Source organism: Stenotrophomonas sp. SAU14A_NAIMI4_5 (assembly GCF_003086795.1).
Taxonomy (GTDB): domain Bacteria; phylum Pseudomonadota; class Gammaproteobacteria; order Xanthomonadales; family Xanthomonadaceae; genus Stenotrophomonas.
This window is the reverse complement of sequence record NZ_CP026003.1, coordinates 1,424,142-1,441,653: the sequence shown is the minus strand read 5'-3', so window position 1 is coordinate 1,441,653 and position 17,512 is coordinate 1,424,142. Positions and strand designations below refer to the sequence as shown.

General features: G+C 68.4%; 19 protein-coding genes. 15 read left to right on the top strand and 4 right to left on the bottom strand.

Translation table 11 applies throughout. From position 1 onward, the window contains the following. Positions 1-44: 44 nt before the first annotated feature. The 9 genes from C1925_RS06880 to map all read left to right on the top strand — a co-directional run bounded on the left by C1925_RS06880 (position 45) and on the right by map (position 7,812). Complete coding sequence (locus tag C1925_RS06880) at positions 45-473, top strand: helix-turn-helix domain-containing protein (protein ID WP_108768242.1); 429 nt, start codon at positions 45-47, stop codon at positions 471-473. Between the two features lie 96 nt (positions 474-569). Beyond that, complete coding sequence (locus C1925_RS06875; protein WP_216821997.1) at positions 570-905, top strand: hypothetical protein; 336 nt, start codon at positions 570-572, stop codon at positions 903-905. Beyond that, positions 902-2,488, top strand: coding sequence for a PepSY-associated TM helix domain-containing protein (locus tag C1925_RS06870; RefSeq protein ID WP_108768241.1), 1,587 nt, complete (start codon positions 902-904; stop codon positions 2,486-2,488). The genes C1925_RS06875 and C1925_RS06870 overlap by 4 nt, the downstream gene beginning before the upstream one ends. After that, on the top strand, positions 2,485-2,784 hold the full coding sequence (locus C1925_RS06865) for a DUF3325 domain-containing protein (RefSeq protein WP_108768240.1): 300 nt from the start codon (positions 2,485-2,487) through the stop codon (positions 2,782-2,784). Before C1925_RS06870 ends, C1925_RS06865 begins: the two co-directional genes overlap by 4 nt. A 21-nt stretch (positions 2,785-2,805) precedes the next feature. After that, the gene (locus C1925_RS06860; protein ID WP_174213494.1) at positions 2,806-5,013 is read left to right on the top strand and encodes a TonB-dependent siderophore receptor; all 2,208 of its coding nucleotides are present in this window, start codon (positions 2,806-2,808) and stop codon (positions 5,011-5,013) included. 138 nt (positions 5,014-5,151) lie between these two features. Further along, a complete protein-coding gene (locus C1925_RS06855) occupies positions 5,152-6,279 on the top strand; it encodes a metallophosphoesterase (RefSeq protein WP_108768239.1) in 1,128 nt (375 codons plus the stop codon). 100 nt (positions 6,280-6,379) lie between these two features. Further along, positions 6,380-6,739: a VOC family protein gene (locus C1925_RS06850; protein ID WP_108768238.1), complete on the top strand. Its 360-nt coding sequence runs from the start codon at positions 6,380-6,382 to the stop codon at positions 6,737-6,739. A 67-nt stretch (positions 6,740-6,806) separates the two neighbouring features. Next, positions 6,807-7,019 (top strand): ParD-like family protein, encoded by a 213-nt coding sequence (locus tag C1925_RS06845; protein ID WP_043396626.1) that lies wholly within the window; start codon positions 6,807-6,809, stop codon positions 7,017-7,019. Between the two features lie 10 nt (positions 7,020-7,029). Beyond that, positions 7,030-7,812 (top strand): type I methionyl aminopeptidase, encoded by a 783-nt coding sequence (gene map / locus C1925_RS06840; RefSeq protein ID WP_108770641.1) that lies wholly within the window; start codon positions 7,030-7,032, stop codon positions 7,810-7,812. Here map and C1925_RS06835 read toward each other — a convergent pair. Both C1925_RS06835 and C1925_RS06830 read right to left on the bottom strand, forming a co-directional pair. Continuing rightward, positions 7,809-8,468 (bottom strand): hypothetical protein, encoded by a 660-nt coding sequence (locus C1925_RS06835; protein WP_108768237.1) that lies wholly within the window; start codon positions 8,466-8,468, stop codon positions 7,809-7,811. The two genes, map and C1925_RS06835, sit on opposite strands and share 4 nt — an antisense overlap. Positions 8,469-8,644: 176 nt before the next feature. Beyond that, positions 8,645-9,265: a LysE/ArgO family amino acid transporter gene (locus C1925_RS06830; RefSeq protein ID WP_108768236.1), complete on the bottom strand. Its 621-nt coding sequence runs from the start codon at positions 9,263-9,265 to the stop codon at positions 8,645-8,647. Between the two features lie 105 nt (positions 9,266-9,370). Between C1925_RS06830 and C1925_RS06825 the strand changes: the two genes are divergently transcribed. From C1925_RS06825 to C1925_RS06805, 5 genes are all read left to right on the top strand, one after another. Beyond that, positions 9,371-10,264: a LysR family transcriptional regulator ArgP gene (locus C1925_RS06825; protein WP_108768235.1), complete on the top strand. Its 894-nt coding sequence runs from the start codon at positions 9,371-9,373 to the stop codon at positions 10,262-10,264. 153 nt (positions 10,265-10,417) lie between these two features. Beyond that, entirely contained in the window at positions 10,418-11,764 is a 1,347-nt protein-coding gene (locus tag C1925_RS06820; RefSeq protein ID WP_254051426.1) for a TolC family protein, read from the top strand. Beyond that, a complete protein-coding gene (locus C1925_RS06815; protein ID WP_108768233.1) occupies positions 11,757-12,770 on the top strand; it encodes an efflux RND transporter periplasmic adaptor subunit in 1,014 nt (337 codons plus the stop codon). Before C1925_RS06820 ends, C1925_RS06815 begins: the two co-directional genes overlap by 8 nt. Next, complete coding sequence (locus C1925_RS06810; RefSeq protein ID WP_108768232.1) at positions 12,755-13,942, top strand: ABC transporter permease; 1,188 nt, start codon at positions 12,755-12,757, stop codon at positions 13,940-13,942. Before C1925_RS06815 ends, C1925_RS06810 begins: the two co-directional genes overlap by 16 nt. Continuing rightward, positions 13,939-15,060 (top strand): ABC transporter permease, encoded by a 1,122-nt coding sequence (locus C1925_RS06805; protein ID WP_108768231.1) that lies wholly within the window; start codon positions 13,939-13,941, stop codon positions 15,058-15,060. The genes C1925_RS06810 and C1925_RS06805 overlap by 4 nt, the downstream gene beginning before the upstream one ends. 23 nt (positions 15,061-15,083) lie before the next feature. Here the strand turns inward: C1925_RS06805 and C1925_RS06800 are convergent, their stop codons facing one another. Then, positions 15,084-16,457 carry a hypothetical protein gene (locus C1925_RS06800; RefSeq protein ID WP_108768230.1) on the bottom strand — a complete coding sequence of 458 codons (1,374 nt, stop codon included), beginning with the start codon at positions 16,455-16,457 and terminating at the stop codon, positions 15,084-15,086. Positions 16,458-16,604: 147 nt separating this feature from the next. Continuing rightward, positions 16,605-16,967, bottom strand: a complete 363-nt coding sequence (locus tag C1925_RS06795) for a glycine zipper 2TM domain-containing protein (RefSeq protein ID WP_108768229.1) — start codon at positions 16,965-16,967, stop codon at positions 16,605-16,607. Between the two features lie 146 nt (positions 16,968-17,113). Here C1925_RS06795 and C1925_RS06790 point away from each other — a divergent pair, with 146 nt between their 5' ends. Then, positions 17,114-17,506 (top strand): ribonuclease inhibitor, encoded by a 393-nt coding sequence (locus C1925_RS06790; protein WP_108768228.1) that lies wholly within the window; start codon positions 17,114-17,116, stop codon positions 17,504-17,506. Positions 17,507-17,512 lie beyond the last annotated feature (6 nt).

Sequence of the window (17,512 nt, the reverse complement as noted above, 5' to 3'; positions counted from 1 at the left end):
CCACTGGTTTTAAACTGCAACCAGATATCCCGGTGGAGCCCGCCATGCATGCCGACAGCCCCTGCCCCGTGGCCCGCAGTGCCGACCTGCTCGGCGACCGCTGGGCGCTGCTGGTGATCCGCGATGCCTTCGACGGCATCACCCGCTTCGGTGATTTCCAGCGCAGCCTCGGCGCGGCCCGCAACATCCTCAGCGACCGCCTGCGCCGGCTGGTCGAGGCCGGCCTGCTGGTGCAGCAGCCAGCGGCCGATGGCAGCGCCTACCAGGACTATGTGCTGACGGCCGCCGGTCGCGACCTGTTCCCGCTGCTGGTCGCCCTGCGCCAATGGGGCGAACGGCATCGTTTCGCCCCCGGCGAAGCGCATTCCACCCTGATCGAGCGCACCAGCGGCGCCGCCCTGCCCCACATGCAGCCGCAGGACGCCGCCGGCCACGCCATCGCCCCCGAGCAGACGGTCGTCCGCAAGCTCTGATAGAAGGGCACATCACCCGAATGGGGGACTCGACACAGCTACCGGTGTCAAATAGCATTCGCTCGCAATTGCATACGATTCCTATTGACATCGGCCATGGCCGCATCTTCCTCCTCTCCTGCCACCGGCGCTGCGCCGGCCAAGCGCATGCCGCGCGGTAGCGGCCATGCCCTGCTGTGGGCCCGTGGCCTGCTCGGCCTGCTGGGCGGGTACGCCGTGGCCGCCTGCTGGGCCGCCGCACTGGCGCGCCTGCTGCCCGGCGCCAAGGCCGATGCCACCCTGGTCGCCACCATGGCCGCGTTCGTGGTCTATGCGCTGGCCGCCATCTGGGCCTATGCAGCCCGCAGCACCCTGCGCGCCACGCTGGGCCTGCTGCTTGCCGGTGGTCTGGGCGCGCTGCTGGCCTGGCTGCTGCGCGGGGGTGTGGCATGAGCAATCTCGGTGGCATCCGCCAATCGCAGTCGGTGCTGCATACCTGGTCGGGCCTGGTGGTCGGCTGGGTGCTGTTCCTGATCTTCATCGCCGGCACCGCCGCGTACTGGAAGGAAGAACTGACCCGCTGGATGCAGCCGGAAATCGGCCTGCCCGCCAGCAGCGCAACCGCGGTCACCCAGGCCCAGCAGTTCCTTGCCCGCACCGCGCCGGACGCGCAGCGCTGGAGCATCGAACTGCCCGACGCACGCAGCAGCGCGACCTCGGTCAGCTGGCAGCCGCAGGGCGAAAAGGAACGCCGCCGCGGCCAGCGCAATCCCAACCAGGCCACGCTGGATGCGGATGGCAAGCCGGTGCAGGTGCGCGAGACGCGCGGTGGCAACTTCTTCTACCGCCTGCACTTCGACCTGCACTACGTGCCGGTGCTGTGGGCGCGCTGGTTCATCAGTGCGTGTTCGATGCTGATGCTGATCGCCCTGATCAGCGGCGTGATCACCCACAAGAAGATCTTCACCGACTTCTTCACCTTCCGTCGCGGCAAGGGCCAGCGCAGCTGGCTGGATGGCCACAACGCGCTGGCGGTGCTGTCGCTGCCGTTCCATCTGATGATCACCTACACCGGCCTGATCACCCTGATGACGCTGTACATGCCGTGGGCGGTGGATGCCAACTACCCCGGCGGCCGCGATGCGTTCTTCGCCGAACTGTTCCCGCGCGCGGAGAAGGCCGAGGCCAGTGGCGTGGCCGCGACGCCGCCAGCGCTGGCCGAGGTGCTGCGTCGTGCCGAAGTGCAATGGGGCGGCGGTCATGCGGCCTCGCTGCAGATCGAACATCCTTCCGACGCGGCGATGCGCATCAGCGTGCGTCGCCAGCAGGGCGACCAGATTGCCGGCGCCGCCGACGCGCTCAGCTTCGATGCGCGCGGCAACCTGCTGGATGCCGCTGCACCGCGCTCGGCCGCGGTCATCACCCGCGACGGCATGATCGGCCTGCATGCAGCGCGCTTCGCGCCCACCACGATGCGCTGGCTGTTCTTCCTGTCCGGCGTGGCCGGCACCCTGATGGTGGCCACCGGGCTGGTGCTGTGGACGGTGAAACGCCGCACCCAGCTGCCCGATCCGGCGCGCCCGCATCTGGGCTTCCGCATCGTCGAACGCCTGAATATCGGTTTCGTCACCGGCCTGCCGGTCGCGATGCTGGCCTTCCTCTGGGGCAACCGCCTGCTGCCGCTGGACGTGGCCAACCGCAGCGATGCCGAAGTGAAAGTGTTCTTCTACGCCTGGGCGGCCTGCGTGGTGCACGCCATGCTGCGCGCACCGCGTCGCGGCTGGGTCGAGCAGCTGGCGCTGGCCGGCGTGCTGGCCCTGGGCCTGCCGCTGTACAACCTGGTCGCCTGGCAGGGTGGCGCGGTATCCGCGCTTGCTGCCGGTGATGGTGCCAAGGCCGGCATCGATATCGGCCTGCTGCTGATCGGCGCCGGCCTGCTGTGGGCCGCACGCAAGGTGCATCGTTTCGTGCCGGCACAGCGCAAGCCGCGCGCCGCACGCGCGGGCGCCCCCGCCGCTGCCGAGGCCGGCGCATGAGCGTGCTCGCCCTGCTGCTGGCCGCCGCCGCCTTCGCCTGCCTGGCGATGGCGATGGAACGCCATCACCGCGATGTGGCCGGCCATGCGCCGCCCACCTCGCGCCGTCGCCTGCTGCAGGTGCTGGGCGTGCTGGGGCTGCTCGCCAGCCTGCTGGCCAGCATCGCCGCCTGGGGCATTGCACAGGGATTTGTTGGTTGGTGCGGCGTGCTCGCCGCCGGTGCCGGGGCGATGGTGCTCTGGCTCAGTTTCCGCAGCCCGGCCAAGCCGGCGCCACGCCCGTCTTCCCGTTCCTGATCTAGAAACCGAGGTTCCACCATGTATCAGCCTTCCTCTGGCGCCCTGCGCCGGAACGCCCTCGCCTTGTCGCTCGCCTGCGCCGTCGCGCCGGCTTTTGCCCAGGACAGCGCGCCGACCACCACCGAACTGGACCGGGTGATGGTCACCCAGCGCACCGAGGGCTACCAGGTGTACGGCACCAACACCGCCACCAAGCTGCCGCTGACCCTGCGCGAAACCCCGCAGTCGCTGACCGTGTTCACCCGCCAGCGCATCGAGGACTTCAACCTCATCACCATTTCCGAGGTGCTGCAGCAGACCCCGGGTGTCACCATCCAGTCCTACGACAGCAACCGCACGCTGTTCAACGCGCGCGGCTTTGCCATCAACAACTTCATGTTCGACGGCATCCCCACCAACTACACAACCGGTGCGGGCGGCAACTCGATCCTCAGCGATACCTCCATCTACGAACGCATCGAAGTGGTGCGCGGCGCCAGCGGCCTGGTCACCGGCTCTGGCAATCCGTCGGCCACGGTCAACATGGTGCGCAAGCGCCCGACCGAGACCTTCCAGGCCAGCACCAGCCTCAGCGCCGGTTCGTGGGATTACAAGCGTGCCGAAGTGGATGTCTCCGGCCCGCTCAGCAAGGGCGGCCGCGTGCGTGGACGCTTCGTCGGCGCCTACACCGACAAGGAAAGCTGGGTGCGCTTCCAGCATGACAAGTCGCCCAGCCTGTACGGTGTGATCGAAGCCGACCTGACCAACAGCACCCGCCTGCGCGCCGGCATCGATTACCTGAAGACCGGCTCCGATGGCGGTGCGTGGAGCGCCTCGCCGCTGTACTTCCGCGATGGCACGCGTGCGCACATGCCGCGCTCCTACAGCGCCGCGGCGCGCTGGAACGAATGGAACCGCGAGAGCACCAACTACTTCGCCACCCTGGAACAGCAGCTCGGCGCCGGCTGGAGCGGTCGCCTCGCCTACAACCACCGCGCCACCGACACCGACTCGCTGCTGATGGCCGGCTCCAACACCGGCAACTGGGCCGATGCGGTGACCGGCCTCGGCCTGCGCATCGCCGACACCTACTCGGTGTCCGAGACGCGCGAGGATGCGTTCGACCTGTACGCCTCCGGCCCGTTCCAGCTGTTCGGCCGTTCGCATGAGCTGGTCGTGGGCATCAACCACTACGACCGCGACCTGGACACCATCCGCGCCGGCATCACCTCGCGCCCGTACAACGTCGCTGCCTTCCCCAGCATCTACGAGTGGGATGGCAACATCGGCAAGCCGACCACCTACAACTACGGCATTCCGTCCAGCACGGTGAACACCACCGAGACCGGCTACTACGCCGCCGTGCGCCTGAACCCGATCGACCCGCTGAAGATCATCGCCGGTGCGCGTTATTCGGATTACCGCACCACCTCCGACAACTACGACGTCAACGGTGTGTTCACCAGCCGCAGCGCGCGCACCACCGCGCACGAGCTGACCCCGTACGTGGGCGTGCTGTATGACCTCAGCAGCAGCATCACCGGCTTCGTCAGCTACTCCGACGTGTTCCAGGCCACCGCGCGCCGCGACATCAACAACCAGCTGCTCGACCCGACCACCGGCGGCAACTACGAGTACGGCCTGAAGGGTGAATTCTTCGGCGGCCGCCTGTACACCTCGTTGAACGGCTTCTACATGAAGCAGGACAACGTGGCCGAGCTCGACCCGAACGGCGGCGAGATCAAGCTGCCCGATGGCAGCTCGCCCTACATCGCCAGCAAGGGCATCACGACCCAAGGCGGCGAGTTCGAAGTGTCCGGCTCGATCACCGACCACTGGAGCATGACCGGCGGCTACACCTACAGCTACAGCAGCAACCCCGATGGCAGCCGCTTCGCCAGCACCAGCCCGATGCACCTGGCGCGCTTCAACACCACCTACAGCCACGGCCAGTGGACGGTTGGCGGCGGCTTCAGCGTGCAGAGCGAGATCTACCAGATGCAGCCGATCCCCACCGGCCGATTCAATGCCAACGGCACCCCGGTGACCGCCACCGGCAGGATGAGCCAGGGCGGCTACGTGCTGTTCGACCTGATGGGCCGCTACCGCATCAACGACAACCTGAGCGTGGGCGTGACGGTCACCAACCTGTTCGACAAGGTCTATTACCGCAACGTCGGCTTCTTCAACGCGGGCTACTGGGGCGAACCGCGCCGCGTGCTGTTCAACCTGCGCGCGAAGTTCTGATATCGCCGCGCGGCGTCGGGCACCCGATTCCGCACAGTGACCCCCACCTTCGGCGCATGCTGCCGGGGCCGGCAACGGCGTAGCATCAGGGGCGGGCCATCGGGCCCGCCTTTTTTGTTGCCCGCCGAGGAACCCACCATGCTGCACCGCCGCCTGCTCCACCCCGCCCTGCTGCTGTTGCCGCTGGCCCTGCTGGGCGCGCCGTCGCTGCAGGCGCGCGGGGTGGCCACGCCGGCCGAGCACGTCGACGCCGATGGTCCCTACGTGTTCCGCGTCGGCGACCAGCTGCGGGCGAAGTGGATCTGCGGCGACCAGGTGCAGATGCGCACCCTCCCGGCCGATGCCGAAGGCACCGATTTCACCCCGCAGTGCGGCTATGCGCACAGCGTGCACGTGCTGCCGCCGGTGGCGCCCTCGGTGTCGGTGCTGCCGGCCACGCCGCGCATCGTTGCGGTGTCCGACATCCACGGCCAGTACGGCCTGCTGGTGCGGCTGCTGCGCGCCAACAAGGTGATCGACGCGCAGGACCAGTGGGCGCTGGGCAAGGACACCCTGGTGATCGCCGGCGATGTGTTCGACCGCGGCCCGCAGGTGACCGAGGCGTTCTGGCTGCTGTACGGGCTGCAGCAGCAGGCCGCGGCGGCCGGCGGCGCGGTGCACTTCGTGCTCGGCAACCACGAAACCATGGTGCTCTACGACGACCTGCGCTACGTCAATCCCAAGTACCTGCGCAGCGCCCAGCTGCTGGGCCGCAGCTACCCGCAGCTGTATGCAGGCGATTCGGTGATCGGCCAGTGGCTGCGCACCCGTCCGGTGCTGCTGAAGATCGGTGACACCCTGTTCCTGCACGGCGGCATCTCGCCCGAGGCGGTGCAGCTGGCGCTGGACCCGGCCACCACCAATGCCGCCTACCAGGCCTCGCTGGGCACGCCCAAGGCCGAGGTGAAGGCAGACCCGGCCACCGCGCCGCTGTACGACGGCAAGACCAGCCCGATCTGGTACCGCGGCTATTTCGATGGCCAGCTGGACAGCAACGGCGTGCAGGCCGTGCTCGACCAGCTGCACCTGAAGCGCATCGTGGTCGGCCACACCTCGATGCCGCACGTCAGCACCTTCCATGGTGGCCGCGTGATCGCCATCGACAGCAGCATCAAGAACGGCGAGAACGGCGAGCTGCTGTTCATCGAGAACGGCACGCTCAGCCGCGGCCTGCTGGACGGTACGCGCGTGCCGTTGGCCGAAGGCGTGCCGGGCGTGGATGGCTGACTCCGTTGGCCTTGGTAGAGTCGAGCTTGCTCGACTGCTTTTGGCGCGATCTCAAAGCCAGTCGAGCAAGCTCGACTCTACCCACCCCGGAACCGCCGCCATGTCCCAGACCGTCATCCCGCAGCTGCGCATGCTGCACGCCGACACCACCCTGCCGTTCTACGTGCAGGGCCTGGGCTTCGCCGTCGACTGGGAGCATCGCTTCGGCGCGGGCATGCCGCTGTTCGCCCAGCTCACCCGCGAGGGCCAGACCCTGTTCCTCAGCGAACATGCCGGCGATTGCCAGCCCGGCGGCGCGGTGTACTTCAAGGTCGATGACGTGGACGCGGTGTTCCGCGCCTTCAGCGCCGCTGGCGTGCCCATCCTGCAGCCACCGCACGATACCGACTGGGGTACCCGCGAGATGCTGCTGGTGGACCCTGACGGCAACCGCCTGCGCTTTGCCACCCACAGCGACTGAACGGCGCGGACTTGAGTGGAATATATGAAACGTATACGCTTCATATATTCCCTCTCGAGAGTCCGCCATGGGCATCGTCAACATCGATGACACCCTGCACGACCAGCTGCGTCGTGCCTGCACCGTCTCCAGCCGGTCCATCAACGCCCAGGCCAACTTCTGGATCCGGGTCGGCATGCTGTGCGAACTGAACCCGACCCTGAGCTTCCAGGACATCGTCGCCAGCGAACTGCGCGCGGCCGGCGTGCAGCCGCCGCTGCTGGCCCCCGGGCAGGCCTGAGCCGATGGCCATGGTCAAGCGCCCCGACGAGATCGCGCTGATGGCCGAGTCCGGGCGCCTGCTCGCGCAGGTGTTCGCCGCACTCGACGCCCTGCCGCTGGAAGGCCGCAGCACGATGGACATCAACGACTTCGTCGAGCGGATGATCGTCGACGAACTGCACGCGCGGCCGGCCAGCAAGGGCCAGTACGGCTTCCCGTACGTGCTCAACACCTCCATCGACAACGTCATCTGCCACGGCGTGCCCAACCATGAGGACGTGCTGCGCAGCGGGCAGATCGTCAACCTCGACATCACCCTGGAAAAGAACGGCTACATCGCCGATTCCAGCACCACCTACCTGGTGGGCGAGGTCGACTACGCCGCGCGCAAGCTGGTGACCGTGGCCTACCAGGCCATGTGGAAGGGCATTGCCGCGGTGCGCCCCGGCGCGCGTTTGGGCGACATCGGCCACGCCATCGCCCGCCATGCGCGCAGCCACGGCTACAGCGTGGTGAAGGAATACTGCGGCCACGGCATCGGCCAGGAAATGCACGAGGACCCGCAGATCCTGCATTACGGCCACGCCGGCACCGGCCTCGAGCTGCAGGAAGGCATGGTGTTCACCATCGAACCGATGCTCAACCAGGGCAAACCGGCCATCCGCCAGTTGCCGGACGAATGGCCGGTGTACACGCGCGACGGCAAGCTCTCAGCGCAGTTCGAGCACACCGTGGCGGTGACCGCGCAGGGTGTGCGCGTGCTGACCCTGCGCCCGGACGAAGCCCCGCTGTGCGTGATTGACGCGGCCTAGAGCATCCGCTGCTGCAGCGCCTGCGCCTGTGCGCGCCGCGCTGCCAGCGGCTCGCGCACACGCTGTGCCACGTAGCCCACGCTGGCGGCCAGGATGAAGGTGTAGCCCAGCAGCTCGGTGGTTTCCTCGATGGTGTTCTTGAACACGCGGATGTACTGGTCGCCGAGCAGGCCCGACCACAGCGAGGTCATGCCGATCAATCGCGAGTACACCAGCAGCAGCACCAGGCCGATGGTCATCACCGTGCCGGCGCGCGAGGTCAGGAACCGCAGCAGCCCCTGCAGTGTGCTGCGCCAGTCACGGCTGGCCCAGCCCAGCGAACCCGCCACCATCACCGCCACGGGATATTTCCAGAATCCGTGTGCGATCAGATCCAGCGCTTCATCCATCTCGCGCACGAACATGCAGGCAAACAGCGCCGCGGCGAGCACGGCAAAGCGGCGATCGTCGGCGCGACGCACGGCCAGGCGCACGAAGGCGGCGACACTCGCCGCGAGGAAGCCTTCCTGGGTCAGCTCGACCAGCGACCACTCACCCACCGCATCGCCCAGCCAATGGATATCCAGCCAGGCCAGTGCCGGCGGAATGGCCATCATCAGGCCGAACAGGAACGTGCGGCCGAGGTGGGCCAGGAGGAGTTGCAGGTTGTCTTTCATGGAACACCGATGCCGCCCAATGGACGTATGTACTGCGAGAACGAAGGCGACCCGGGGGCTGCCGGACTACGGCATGCGCGGCCGGGTCGCAGCGGGGGCGGCATTATCGGTGCTGGGCGTGCGGGCGAAAACCGCATCAGTGGAACAAAGACACAACATGCGCGCAGCGCAGTCATTCATGGCGACAGCGGGCGCAGCAGCAGCAACAACGCCAGGCTCGCCATGAACAGCGCGATGCCTGCATCCAGTACGCGCCAGGCGTTCGGGTTGCGGAACAGCGGCTGCAGCAGGCGCGCGCCGTAGCCCAGCGCGCAGAACCACAACACGCTGGCCACGCAGGCACCACCGGCGAACGCCCAGCGCAGCTCGCCGGGATAGCGCGTGGACAGGCTGCCCAGCAGCACCACCGTATCCAGATAGACGTGCGGGTTGAGCAGGGTGAAGGCCAGGCAGGCCAGCAGCACCTGCCGCCGGTTGCCACCTTCGCTGCTGGCGGCGGCCAATGCACTGCCGCCGCGCCAGGCACGCAGGCCGGCCTGCAACCCGTACCAGCCAAGGAACGCCGCACCGCCGAAGCGCAGCACCTGCAGCAGCAGCGGCCACTGCAGCACCAGCGCGCCCATGCCGCCCACCCCGGCCAGGATCAGCGCGATGTCCGCGCCCATGCAGGCCAGCACCACCATGCCCACATGGCGGCGCTGCAGCCCCTGGCGCAGGACGAAGGCATTCTGGGCGCCGATGGCGATGATCAGGCCGGCACCTGCAAACAGACCGGCCAGGGCCGCGGTAATCCACATGGGTACTGCCATCACATCGGAAAGGACGCGCAGGGTGGCGCCTGCGAGCGGTTAAGGCCAGCTGGTTTTTCTTTATCCTGTGCAGGAAAACTGAAGAGGCCCGGCATGGACCTGGTACACCCGCAACTGGCTGCCTTCGCCGCAGTACTGGAAGAAGGCAGTTTCGAAGCCGCCGCCCGCCGCCTGGCGATCAGCCCGTCGGCGCTGTCACAGCGGATCAAGGCGCTGGAGGACCGCCTCGGCCAGGTGCTGCTGGTGCGCCAGGCACCGTGCCGCCCCACCGCTGCCGGCGAGATCCTGCTGCGCAGCGTGCGGCCGATGCAGCTCCTGCAGGCCGAGGCACTGGCCGAGCTGCTGCCCGAGCGCGGCAATGACGCCACGCGCACGCCGATCCCGCTGGCGGTCAACGACGACTCGCTGGACACCTGGTTCGTCGCCGCCATCGCCGAGCTGCACCAGCGCCATGGCTACCTGTTCGACCTGCGCATGGACGACCAGGACCACACCCTCGAACTGCTGCGCGATGGCAGCGTCCTCGGCGCGGTTACCGCCGAAGGCCGCGCGTTGAAGGGCTGCAACGTGCACCCGCTGGGGGCGATGCGCTACCACGCCATCGCCTCGCCGGCCTTCGCCCGCCGCTGGTTCGGCAAGGGCATGCAGGCCGATGCGCTGGCCGTGGCGCCGATGATCGTGTTCAACCGCAAGGACGAACTGCAGGCGCGTTTCCTGCGCCGCCTCACGCGTGCGCGGCTGCAGCCGCCGGTGCACTACCTGCCCTCCTCCACCGGTTTCGTCGAAGCCGCCGCGCGCGGACTGGGCTGGTGCCTGGCGCCGGAAACGCTGATCGCGCCGGCGCTGGCTGCAGGGAGCGTAGTTGTGCTGGAACCAGACCGATGGCTGGATGTGCCGCTGTACTGGCAGCATGCCGCGGTGCGTTCCAGCACGCTGCAGCAGATCACCCAGGCGCTGCGCAGCGCCGCGGAGGGTTGTCTGCGCTGAAGCCCCTGCGACGTGCACCGCGCCGACAGCAGCTTCACGGCACATCCACTAGTTTTTGCCGGACTCTTTACGGATGACGGACCCGACGTGCACCTGCAACGTCCCTGCCCGCGACGGCACCGCGCACGTTGGCCGCTGCTGGTCTGCGCCACGCTGCTGACGGCCACCAGCATCGCGCAGACGGCGGCCGACCCAGCCTCGGCCCCTGCCCTGCAATGGGAACAGGCTCGACAGCGGCTTGAACAGGTTTCCGATGCGCTGGCGGCGGCCGATGCCGGTGTGCGCAACAAGCAGGAACTGCAGGAAGCCACGCGCCTGCTGCGCCTGCCCGAGATCACCGGCGAAGTGCGCCGCCTGCAGTTCCAGAAGACCCTCACTCTTCCGCTGGGCTCGCTGGCACCGGTGGCCGAAGCCTATGGCATCGATTCGCCGCTGAGCTTCACCGAACGCGACTGGCGCACCCGCCCGGTGGTGACCGCGGTGCTGCCGCTATACACCGGCGGCGTGATCCCGGCGGCGCAACGTGCGGCCAGCGCCGCGAGCGAACAGGCCAGCGCCGAACGCGAGGCGCAGCGCCAGTCGCTGACCGTGCAGCTGGCCCAGGCCTATTTCGGGCAGCGCCTGGCCGAACAGGCCGTGGACGTGCGCCGCGACGTGCGCGACGGCCTCAACCGCCACCTGTCCGACGCGGAGAAACTGGAACGCGAGGGCTTCGCCACCCGCGCGCAGCGCCTGCAGGCCACCGTGGCCCGCGACAAGGCCGAGCGTGAGTACCAGAAGACCCTCAACGACCTGGCCACGTTGCAGGCCGCGCTGGCGACCCTGCTGCGCAGCGGTGGCGAGGTGCGCCCGCTGTCGCCGCTGTTCGTGCAGCGCGCGCCGCTGGAACCGGTGGCCAGCTTCGAACGCACCGCGCAGGCACGACAGCCGCAGATCCGCCGCCTGCAGGCGATGGTTGCCCAGGCCGAACAGGGCGTGCGCGTGCAGCAGGCCAAGTTGAAGCCGCAGATCTTCGCCTTCGGCCAGTACGACTTCCGCCGCCGCGACGAGATGCTGACCGATCCGGACTGGGCCTTCGGCATCGGCGTGAAATACACCTTCCTCTCGCCCAGTTCGCGGCCGGCGCAGATCAGTGCGGCACGCGCGCAGCAGGAACAGGCCGAAGCCGGCCTGCGCGAAGCCGAGAACCAGGTCGCCCTCGGCGTGCGCAAGGCATGGAACGAACTGGAAAGCGCGCGCCAGCAGTTCGTGCTGCTGGACAGCAGCATCGCCCAGGCACAGGAAAACCTGCGCCTGCAGGAGCTGGCCTTCCGCGAGGGACAGGCGACGTCGCTGGATGTCATCGACGCGCGGCTGGGCCTGGGTGGCGCCCGCGTCGAACGCGCACAGGCCGCCTACCAGTACGACATCGCCCTGGCGCAACTGTTGGAAGTGAGTGGACAGATGGACCGTTTCGAAGACTATCGGCGCCGTGCGGACGAGGTGATCGACCATGAGTGACGTGCTGCACGACGAATCCACCACGCCGCCCGGCAAGCGCCGCGTGGGCATCATCCTGGTGGTGGTGCTGCTGGCCGTGGTGGTGCTGGGCCTGTGGCTGGCCTGGCGCCGGCCGGCCGACCAGATCCAGGGCATGGCCGACGCCGATACCCTCAACGTCGCCGCCAAGATCACCGCCCGCGTGGCCGAACTGAAGGTGCGCGAAGGTGACCGCGTGCAGGCCGGGCAGATCGTGTTCCTGCTCGACAGCCCGGAAGTGGCGGCCAAGGAACAGCAGGCCCACGGCGCACTGGCCGCCGCGCAGGCAGTGGCCGACAAGGCCGACGAGGGCGCGCGCAGCGAGGACATCCGCGCCGCCGAAGCCAACTGGAAGCGGGCCGAGGCCGGTGCCACCCTGGCCGAAGCAACTGCGCGCCGCGTGCAGAACCTGTTCAACGAAGGGGTGATGACCCGGCAGAAGCGCGATGAGGCGCAGGCCCAGGCCACCAGTTCGCGCGAACTGGCCCGTGCCGCGCGCGCCCAGTTCGACATGGCGCTGGCCGGGGCACGCGAGCAGGACAAGCGTGCGGCACAGGGCCAGGTGCAGCAGGCGCAGGGTGCGGTGGCCGAGGTCAACGCTGCACGTGCCGAAGTGGAAGGCCGCGCACCGGTGGCCGGCGAGATCAACAAGCGCATGGCCGATCCCGGCGAACTGGTGCCGGCGGGCTATCCGGTGTTCACCCTGGTCGACATCGACCGCATGTGGGTGTCGATGAACCTGCGCGAGTCGCAGATGCAGGGCCTGAAGGTCGGCAGCACCCTGCGCGGCAGCATCCCGGCACTGGACCAGGACGCCGAATTCAAGGTGTATTTCATCAATCCGGCCGGCGACTACGCCACCTGGCGCACCACCCGCCAGTCCTCCGGCTACGACGTCCGCAGCTTCGAGGTGCGGGTGCGCCCGGTACGCCGCATCGAGGGCTTCCGCCCCGGCATGAGCGTGCTGTTCGCATGGCCCCCGCACTGATCCCGGGCAACGGCGGCTTTGCGGCGTCGTGGCGGCGCGAACTGCACACGCTGCGCGGCAATCGGGCCGACCTGCTGCTGGTCACTGCGCTGCCGTTGCTGATGCTGGTGCTGATGGCGTGGATGTTCAGCCCCGCGGTGATGCGCGATGTGCCGATTGCCGTGGTCGACCTGGACCACAGCAGCGACAGCCGCCTGCTGCTGCGCATGCTCGACGCCAGCCCCGGCGTGCGCGTGGCCAGCCAGCCGGTGGACATGGACGAGGCCCGTGCGCAGCTGCGCCGGCTGCAGGTCTACGCCATCGTGCTGGTACCACGCGATGTCACCCGGCAGGCGCTGCGCGGCCAGCAGGGCACGGTGTTCGCCTATTACAACGCCACCTACATGACCACCGGCCAGTCCGCCGCGCGTGACATCGGTGATGCGGTGGCCGCGTGGAATGCACGCCTGCTGCGCGAACGCATCGCATTGCAGGTCGGCCCCGGCAAGCTGCGCGCGGCACCGATCGCCGTGCAGTCGGACATCCTCTACAACCCTGCGCGCAGCTACGAGCTGTTCCTGCTGCCGCTGATCTTCCCCGCCGTGCTTTCGCTGGTGCTGGCGCTTGCAGTAGCCGGCAGCCTGGGCCGCGAGATCCGCGATGGCACCCTGCCCGGCTGGCTTGGGCGCACGCCGTGGCCGGCCCTCGCCGGCAAGATCGCGCCGTATGTCCTGCTGTTTTCGCTGTACGGCGCGCTGGGCGTGGCCTACCTGGCCTGGCTGCGCGGCGACGGCATCGCCGGCAGCGTGTTCCTGCTGCTGCTCGGCCAGCCCCTGTTCTATCTGGCCACCGCGGCCTACGCCCTGTTCTTCGTCGGCGTCACCCGTGACATGGGCACGGCACTGTCGGCCGTCGGCCTCAGCATCGGCACCGCGCTGGCCTTTTCCAGCGCCACCTTCCCGGTCATCGACGCACCGCTGTTCACCCGCATCTGGCACCTGCTGCTGCCGCTCAGCGCGTACATCAAGCTGCAGACCCAGCAGCAGTTCGTCGGTGCACCGCTGGCGGTGTCGCTGTGGCCGTTGGCCACGCTGCTGCTGATGATCATCATCGCCGGTGGCCTCGGTGGCTGGCGCCTGCTGGCGTTCGCCCGCAGCACGCAGGCCGCGCGACCGGCCGGGGCCGACGCATGAGCGCGGTCTGGGCCAGCCTGCGGCAGACGTTGCTGGCGGTGCTGCTGGACCGCTACGCCATCGTGGTGATGGTCGGCGCGGTCATCCTGTACTCGTTCTTCTACCCGGCCGCGTACCGGCACCAGGTCGCCGGCAACCTGCCGATCCTGGTGGTGGATCAGGACCACAGCGCCACCAGCCGCGAACTGCTGCGCAAGCTGGACGCGCTGCGCGTGGCCCGCGTGGTTGGCCAGCCGGCCGACATCGACAGCGCGCGCCGCCTGCTGGAAGCCGGTGATGCCGAAGGCATCGTGCTGATCCCGGCCAACCTGGAGCGCGACATCCTGCGTGGCCATCCGGCGAAGCTGGTCCTGCTCGGCAACGGTGCCTATCTGGGCCGCGCCAGCTGGGTGCTGGGCAGCGTGGCCGATGCGCTGGGATCGTTCGGGCGCGAGGCGGCGGTCACCCAGGCCGCCTTCATGGGCGTTCCGCAGGCGCCGCCGGTCACGCTGGTGCAGCGGCCGCTGTACAACACGCAGGAAGGCTATGGCAGCGCGATCGTGCCGGGCGTGGCCGAACTGATCGTGCACCAGACCCTGCTGATGGGCATCGGCGTGCTGCTTGGCGGGCGCCGTCTGGCCCTCGGCCGGCGCCTGCGCTTCGACCTGCCGACGCTGGCCGGCATGGCCCTGGGCTTCGGCCTGATCGGTCTGTTCGGGCTCTTCTACTACGCCGGGTTCACCGCCTGGGTGCAGGATTACCCGCGTGGCGGCAATCCACTCGGCCAGCTGTTCGGCGGCACGTTGTTCATCGCCGCCACGGTGGCCTTCGGCCTGTTCGTCGGCAGCTTCTTCCGCACCCGCGAACGCGCGTTCCAATACATCATCGCCACGTCCATCCCGCTGTTCTTCCTGGCCAACCTGTCCTGGCCCACGGTGATGACGCCGCCGCCGCTGGTGTGGCTGTCGCAGCTGCTGCCCACCACCTCGGGCATCAACCTGATGGTGCGGTTGACCCAGATGGACGCCAGCCCGGCCGATGTCAGCCACGAACTGCTCACCCTTGGCGTATTGCTGCTGCTCTACGGCAGCCTCGCCGTCTGGCGCCTGCACAGCCAAAAAGGGGACGGAGGGGATTAATCCGGATTAATCCCCTCCGTCCCCTATTCGGGGGCGTACCAGAACGGGATGAAGTACTCGCGCCGGCGATCCGCGCCGCGCTCCGGGCCCTCGCCATTCCACAGCAGGTGCAGGTCGTGCCGGCCCGGTGCCAGCCCGGCCATCGGCAGGTAACCGGCCAGCCCGCGCATGTCGAGGTCGCGCCGCTCCATCGGCACGAAGGCGTGCAGGTCAACGGGCTTGCCGTCCAGCTGCACCGTCCAGAGCTGGGCCAGGCAGTCCACCGCGGCGGTCGCGGCCGCGGCACCTTCCGCATCGTTGCGGCCACCCGGCAGCTGCGTGCAGCGCGTGCGCGCCACCCCGTTGTCGCGCTGCGGGCGGTGTGGAATGAACAGACGCAGCTGCGAACCACTGATGGTGTCGGCGGGAATCATCGGGTACGGCAGCAGCTGGTCGTGCGCCGAGCGCATCGACTCGTGGTGCGCGCTGAGCATGCCGTGGTCCACCGCTTCGCCGGTGATGATCTGGTACCGGTTGAACAGCGAGAACTTCACCGAGCCGGCCACCTGCAGGCCACCCAGCAGCATCGCCACCATGATCGCCCCCAGGTAGGCCACGATGAAGAACTGCGAGCGCAGGTTGCTCTGGATCGTCAACTGCATGGTCTGGATCAGGCGCATCAGCGGTATCCGCTGCAGGGCACCGAGCACCCACTGCAGCGCGCGCTCCTGGCGTTCGCTCGGACGACCGCGCGCCTGCCGGCGTGCAATGGACTTCTCCAGCAGCATGGGCAGCAGCCCCAGCATCAGCAGGGCCAGCATCACCACGCCCACGAAAATCGTGGCCGCCGTATCCGAGCCACCGCACAGCGCGCCGACCAGCATCGCCAGCCCAAGGATGATGATCGCCATCACCAGCGTGCCGGCCAGGGTCTGCACGCACATCAGCGTGGTCGAGAACAGCATCGTCGCCAGCCGGTCGGCGCGCTGGATGCTGCCATCCAGTCCCCCGTCGCGTGCACGCATGAAGGCACGCGAGACCGGGCCCATCTTCGGCAGGTGGTCCCAGTCGATGCCCTTCGGGAAGTGCGACTTCAAGCCCACCAGGCCGATCCAGTAACCACGCACGGTCAGGTGCGCGATCAGCGCCACCGCCATCACGTAGCACATGCCCACGCTGATGCTGAAGACGAACCACAGCACCTGGAAGTACATGCCCTCGGTATGCAGGCTGCTGCGTGCCCAGATGTCGAACAGATAGCCCGGCACGGCCAGCAGCGCGAAGGCCAGCAGGCCGGAAATGAACAACTCCAGCTCATCGGTGCGCTCGCGCAGCCGGCCGAAGCGGGTGCTCGCCTCCTGCGCCTCGTCGGTATCGGCAGCGGTCACGACCGGTTCGGCAGCAGGTGATTCGTTCACTGGGCGTTCATCCGTGTAATTCGGCGCAGTATAGGGTCCGCGCCGCGCCTTGCGATACGTCCGCCCACAACGAGGAACGCCGACCCAAGGGCCGGCGTTCGAGGTACCACGTCGTGGAAGGGAGCGGGTATCAGGTCATGCGGGTACTCAGCGGTAGACGCGCTCGCAGCGGCGCTCGACCACGCGGTCACCGGTCTTGTTCTGGTGGTTGCCCTGGATCTGGCGGCCAGCTGCACCGCCGGCCACGGCACCGGCCACAGTCGCCAGCTTCTTGCCGTTGCCGCCACCCACCTGATTGCCCAGCAGGCCGCCGACCACGGCACCGGTAGCCGTACCGGCGATGCGGTTGGGATCGCGCGAGTTGCGCTGCACTTCCACGTTCTTGCAGACCACGCGGCTGCCATCGTTGAACTTGCGGCCTTCATCGCGCGGGCCATAGCTCTGTGCGCTGGCTACCGACGAAGCCGCCAACAGGCTGCCGAGCAGCAGTACGCGAAGGGACGTGTTCATGGCGATCTCCTGTGATCCGATGTGCGCCCAGTCTCCCGCCGGCAACGCCAACCGAAGGTGAAATACCGGTCTACGGCGCCTGAACGGCCATGCGGCGTTCAGCGATGCGACGCTGGCGTTGGCACCGCGTGCCCTACAGTGCGTGCATGACCCTGCACCTGCAGATCGACGGACGTGCGATCACCGGCATCGACAGCCTCTATGCCGAGTTCAACCGTGTCTTCATGGCCGGCGAAGACTGGCAGCTCGGGCCCAGCCTGGATGCGCTGGACGACCTGCTGTACGGCGGCTACGGCACGCTGGCCGGGCACGCCACGGCCACCGTGGCCTGGCGCGATGTCGCGCTCAGCCGCGTCGCGCTGGGCGTGGACGCGACCTGCGCCTGGCTGCAGGCGAAACTGCAGCAGCCCGGCACCTTCAACGCCGATGTGATCCGCCGCCAGCTGGATGCGCTGGAACGCGGCGAAGGCCAGACCTATTTCGAGATCGTGATGGAGATTTTCGCCGGCCACCCGCGCATCACCCTGCTGCCGCAATGACCACCG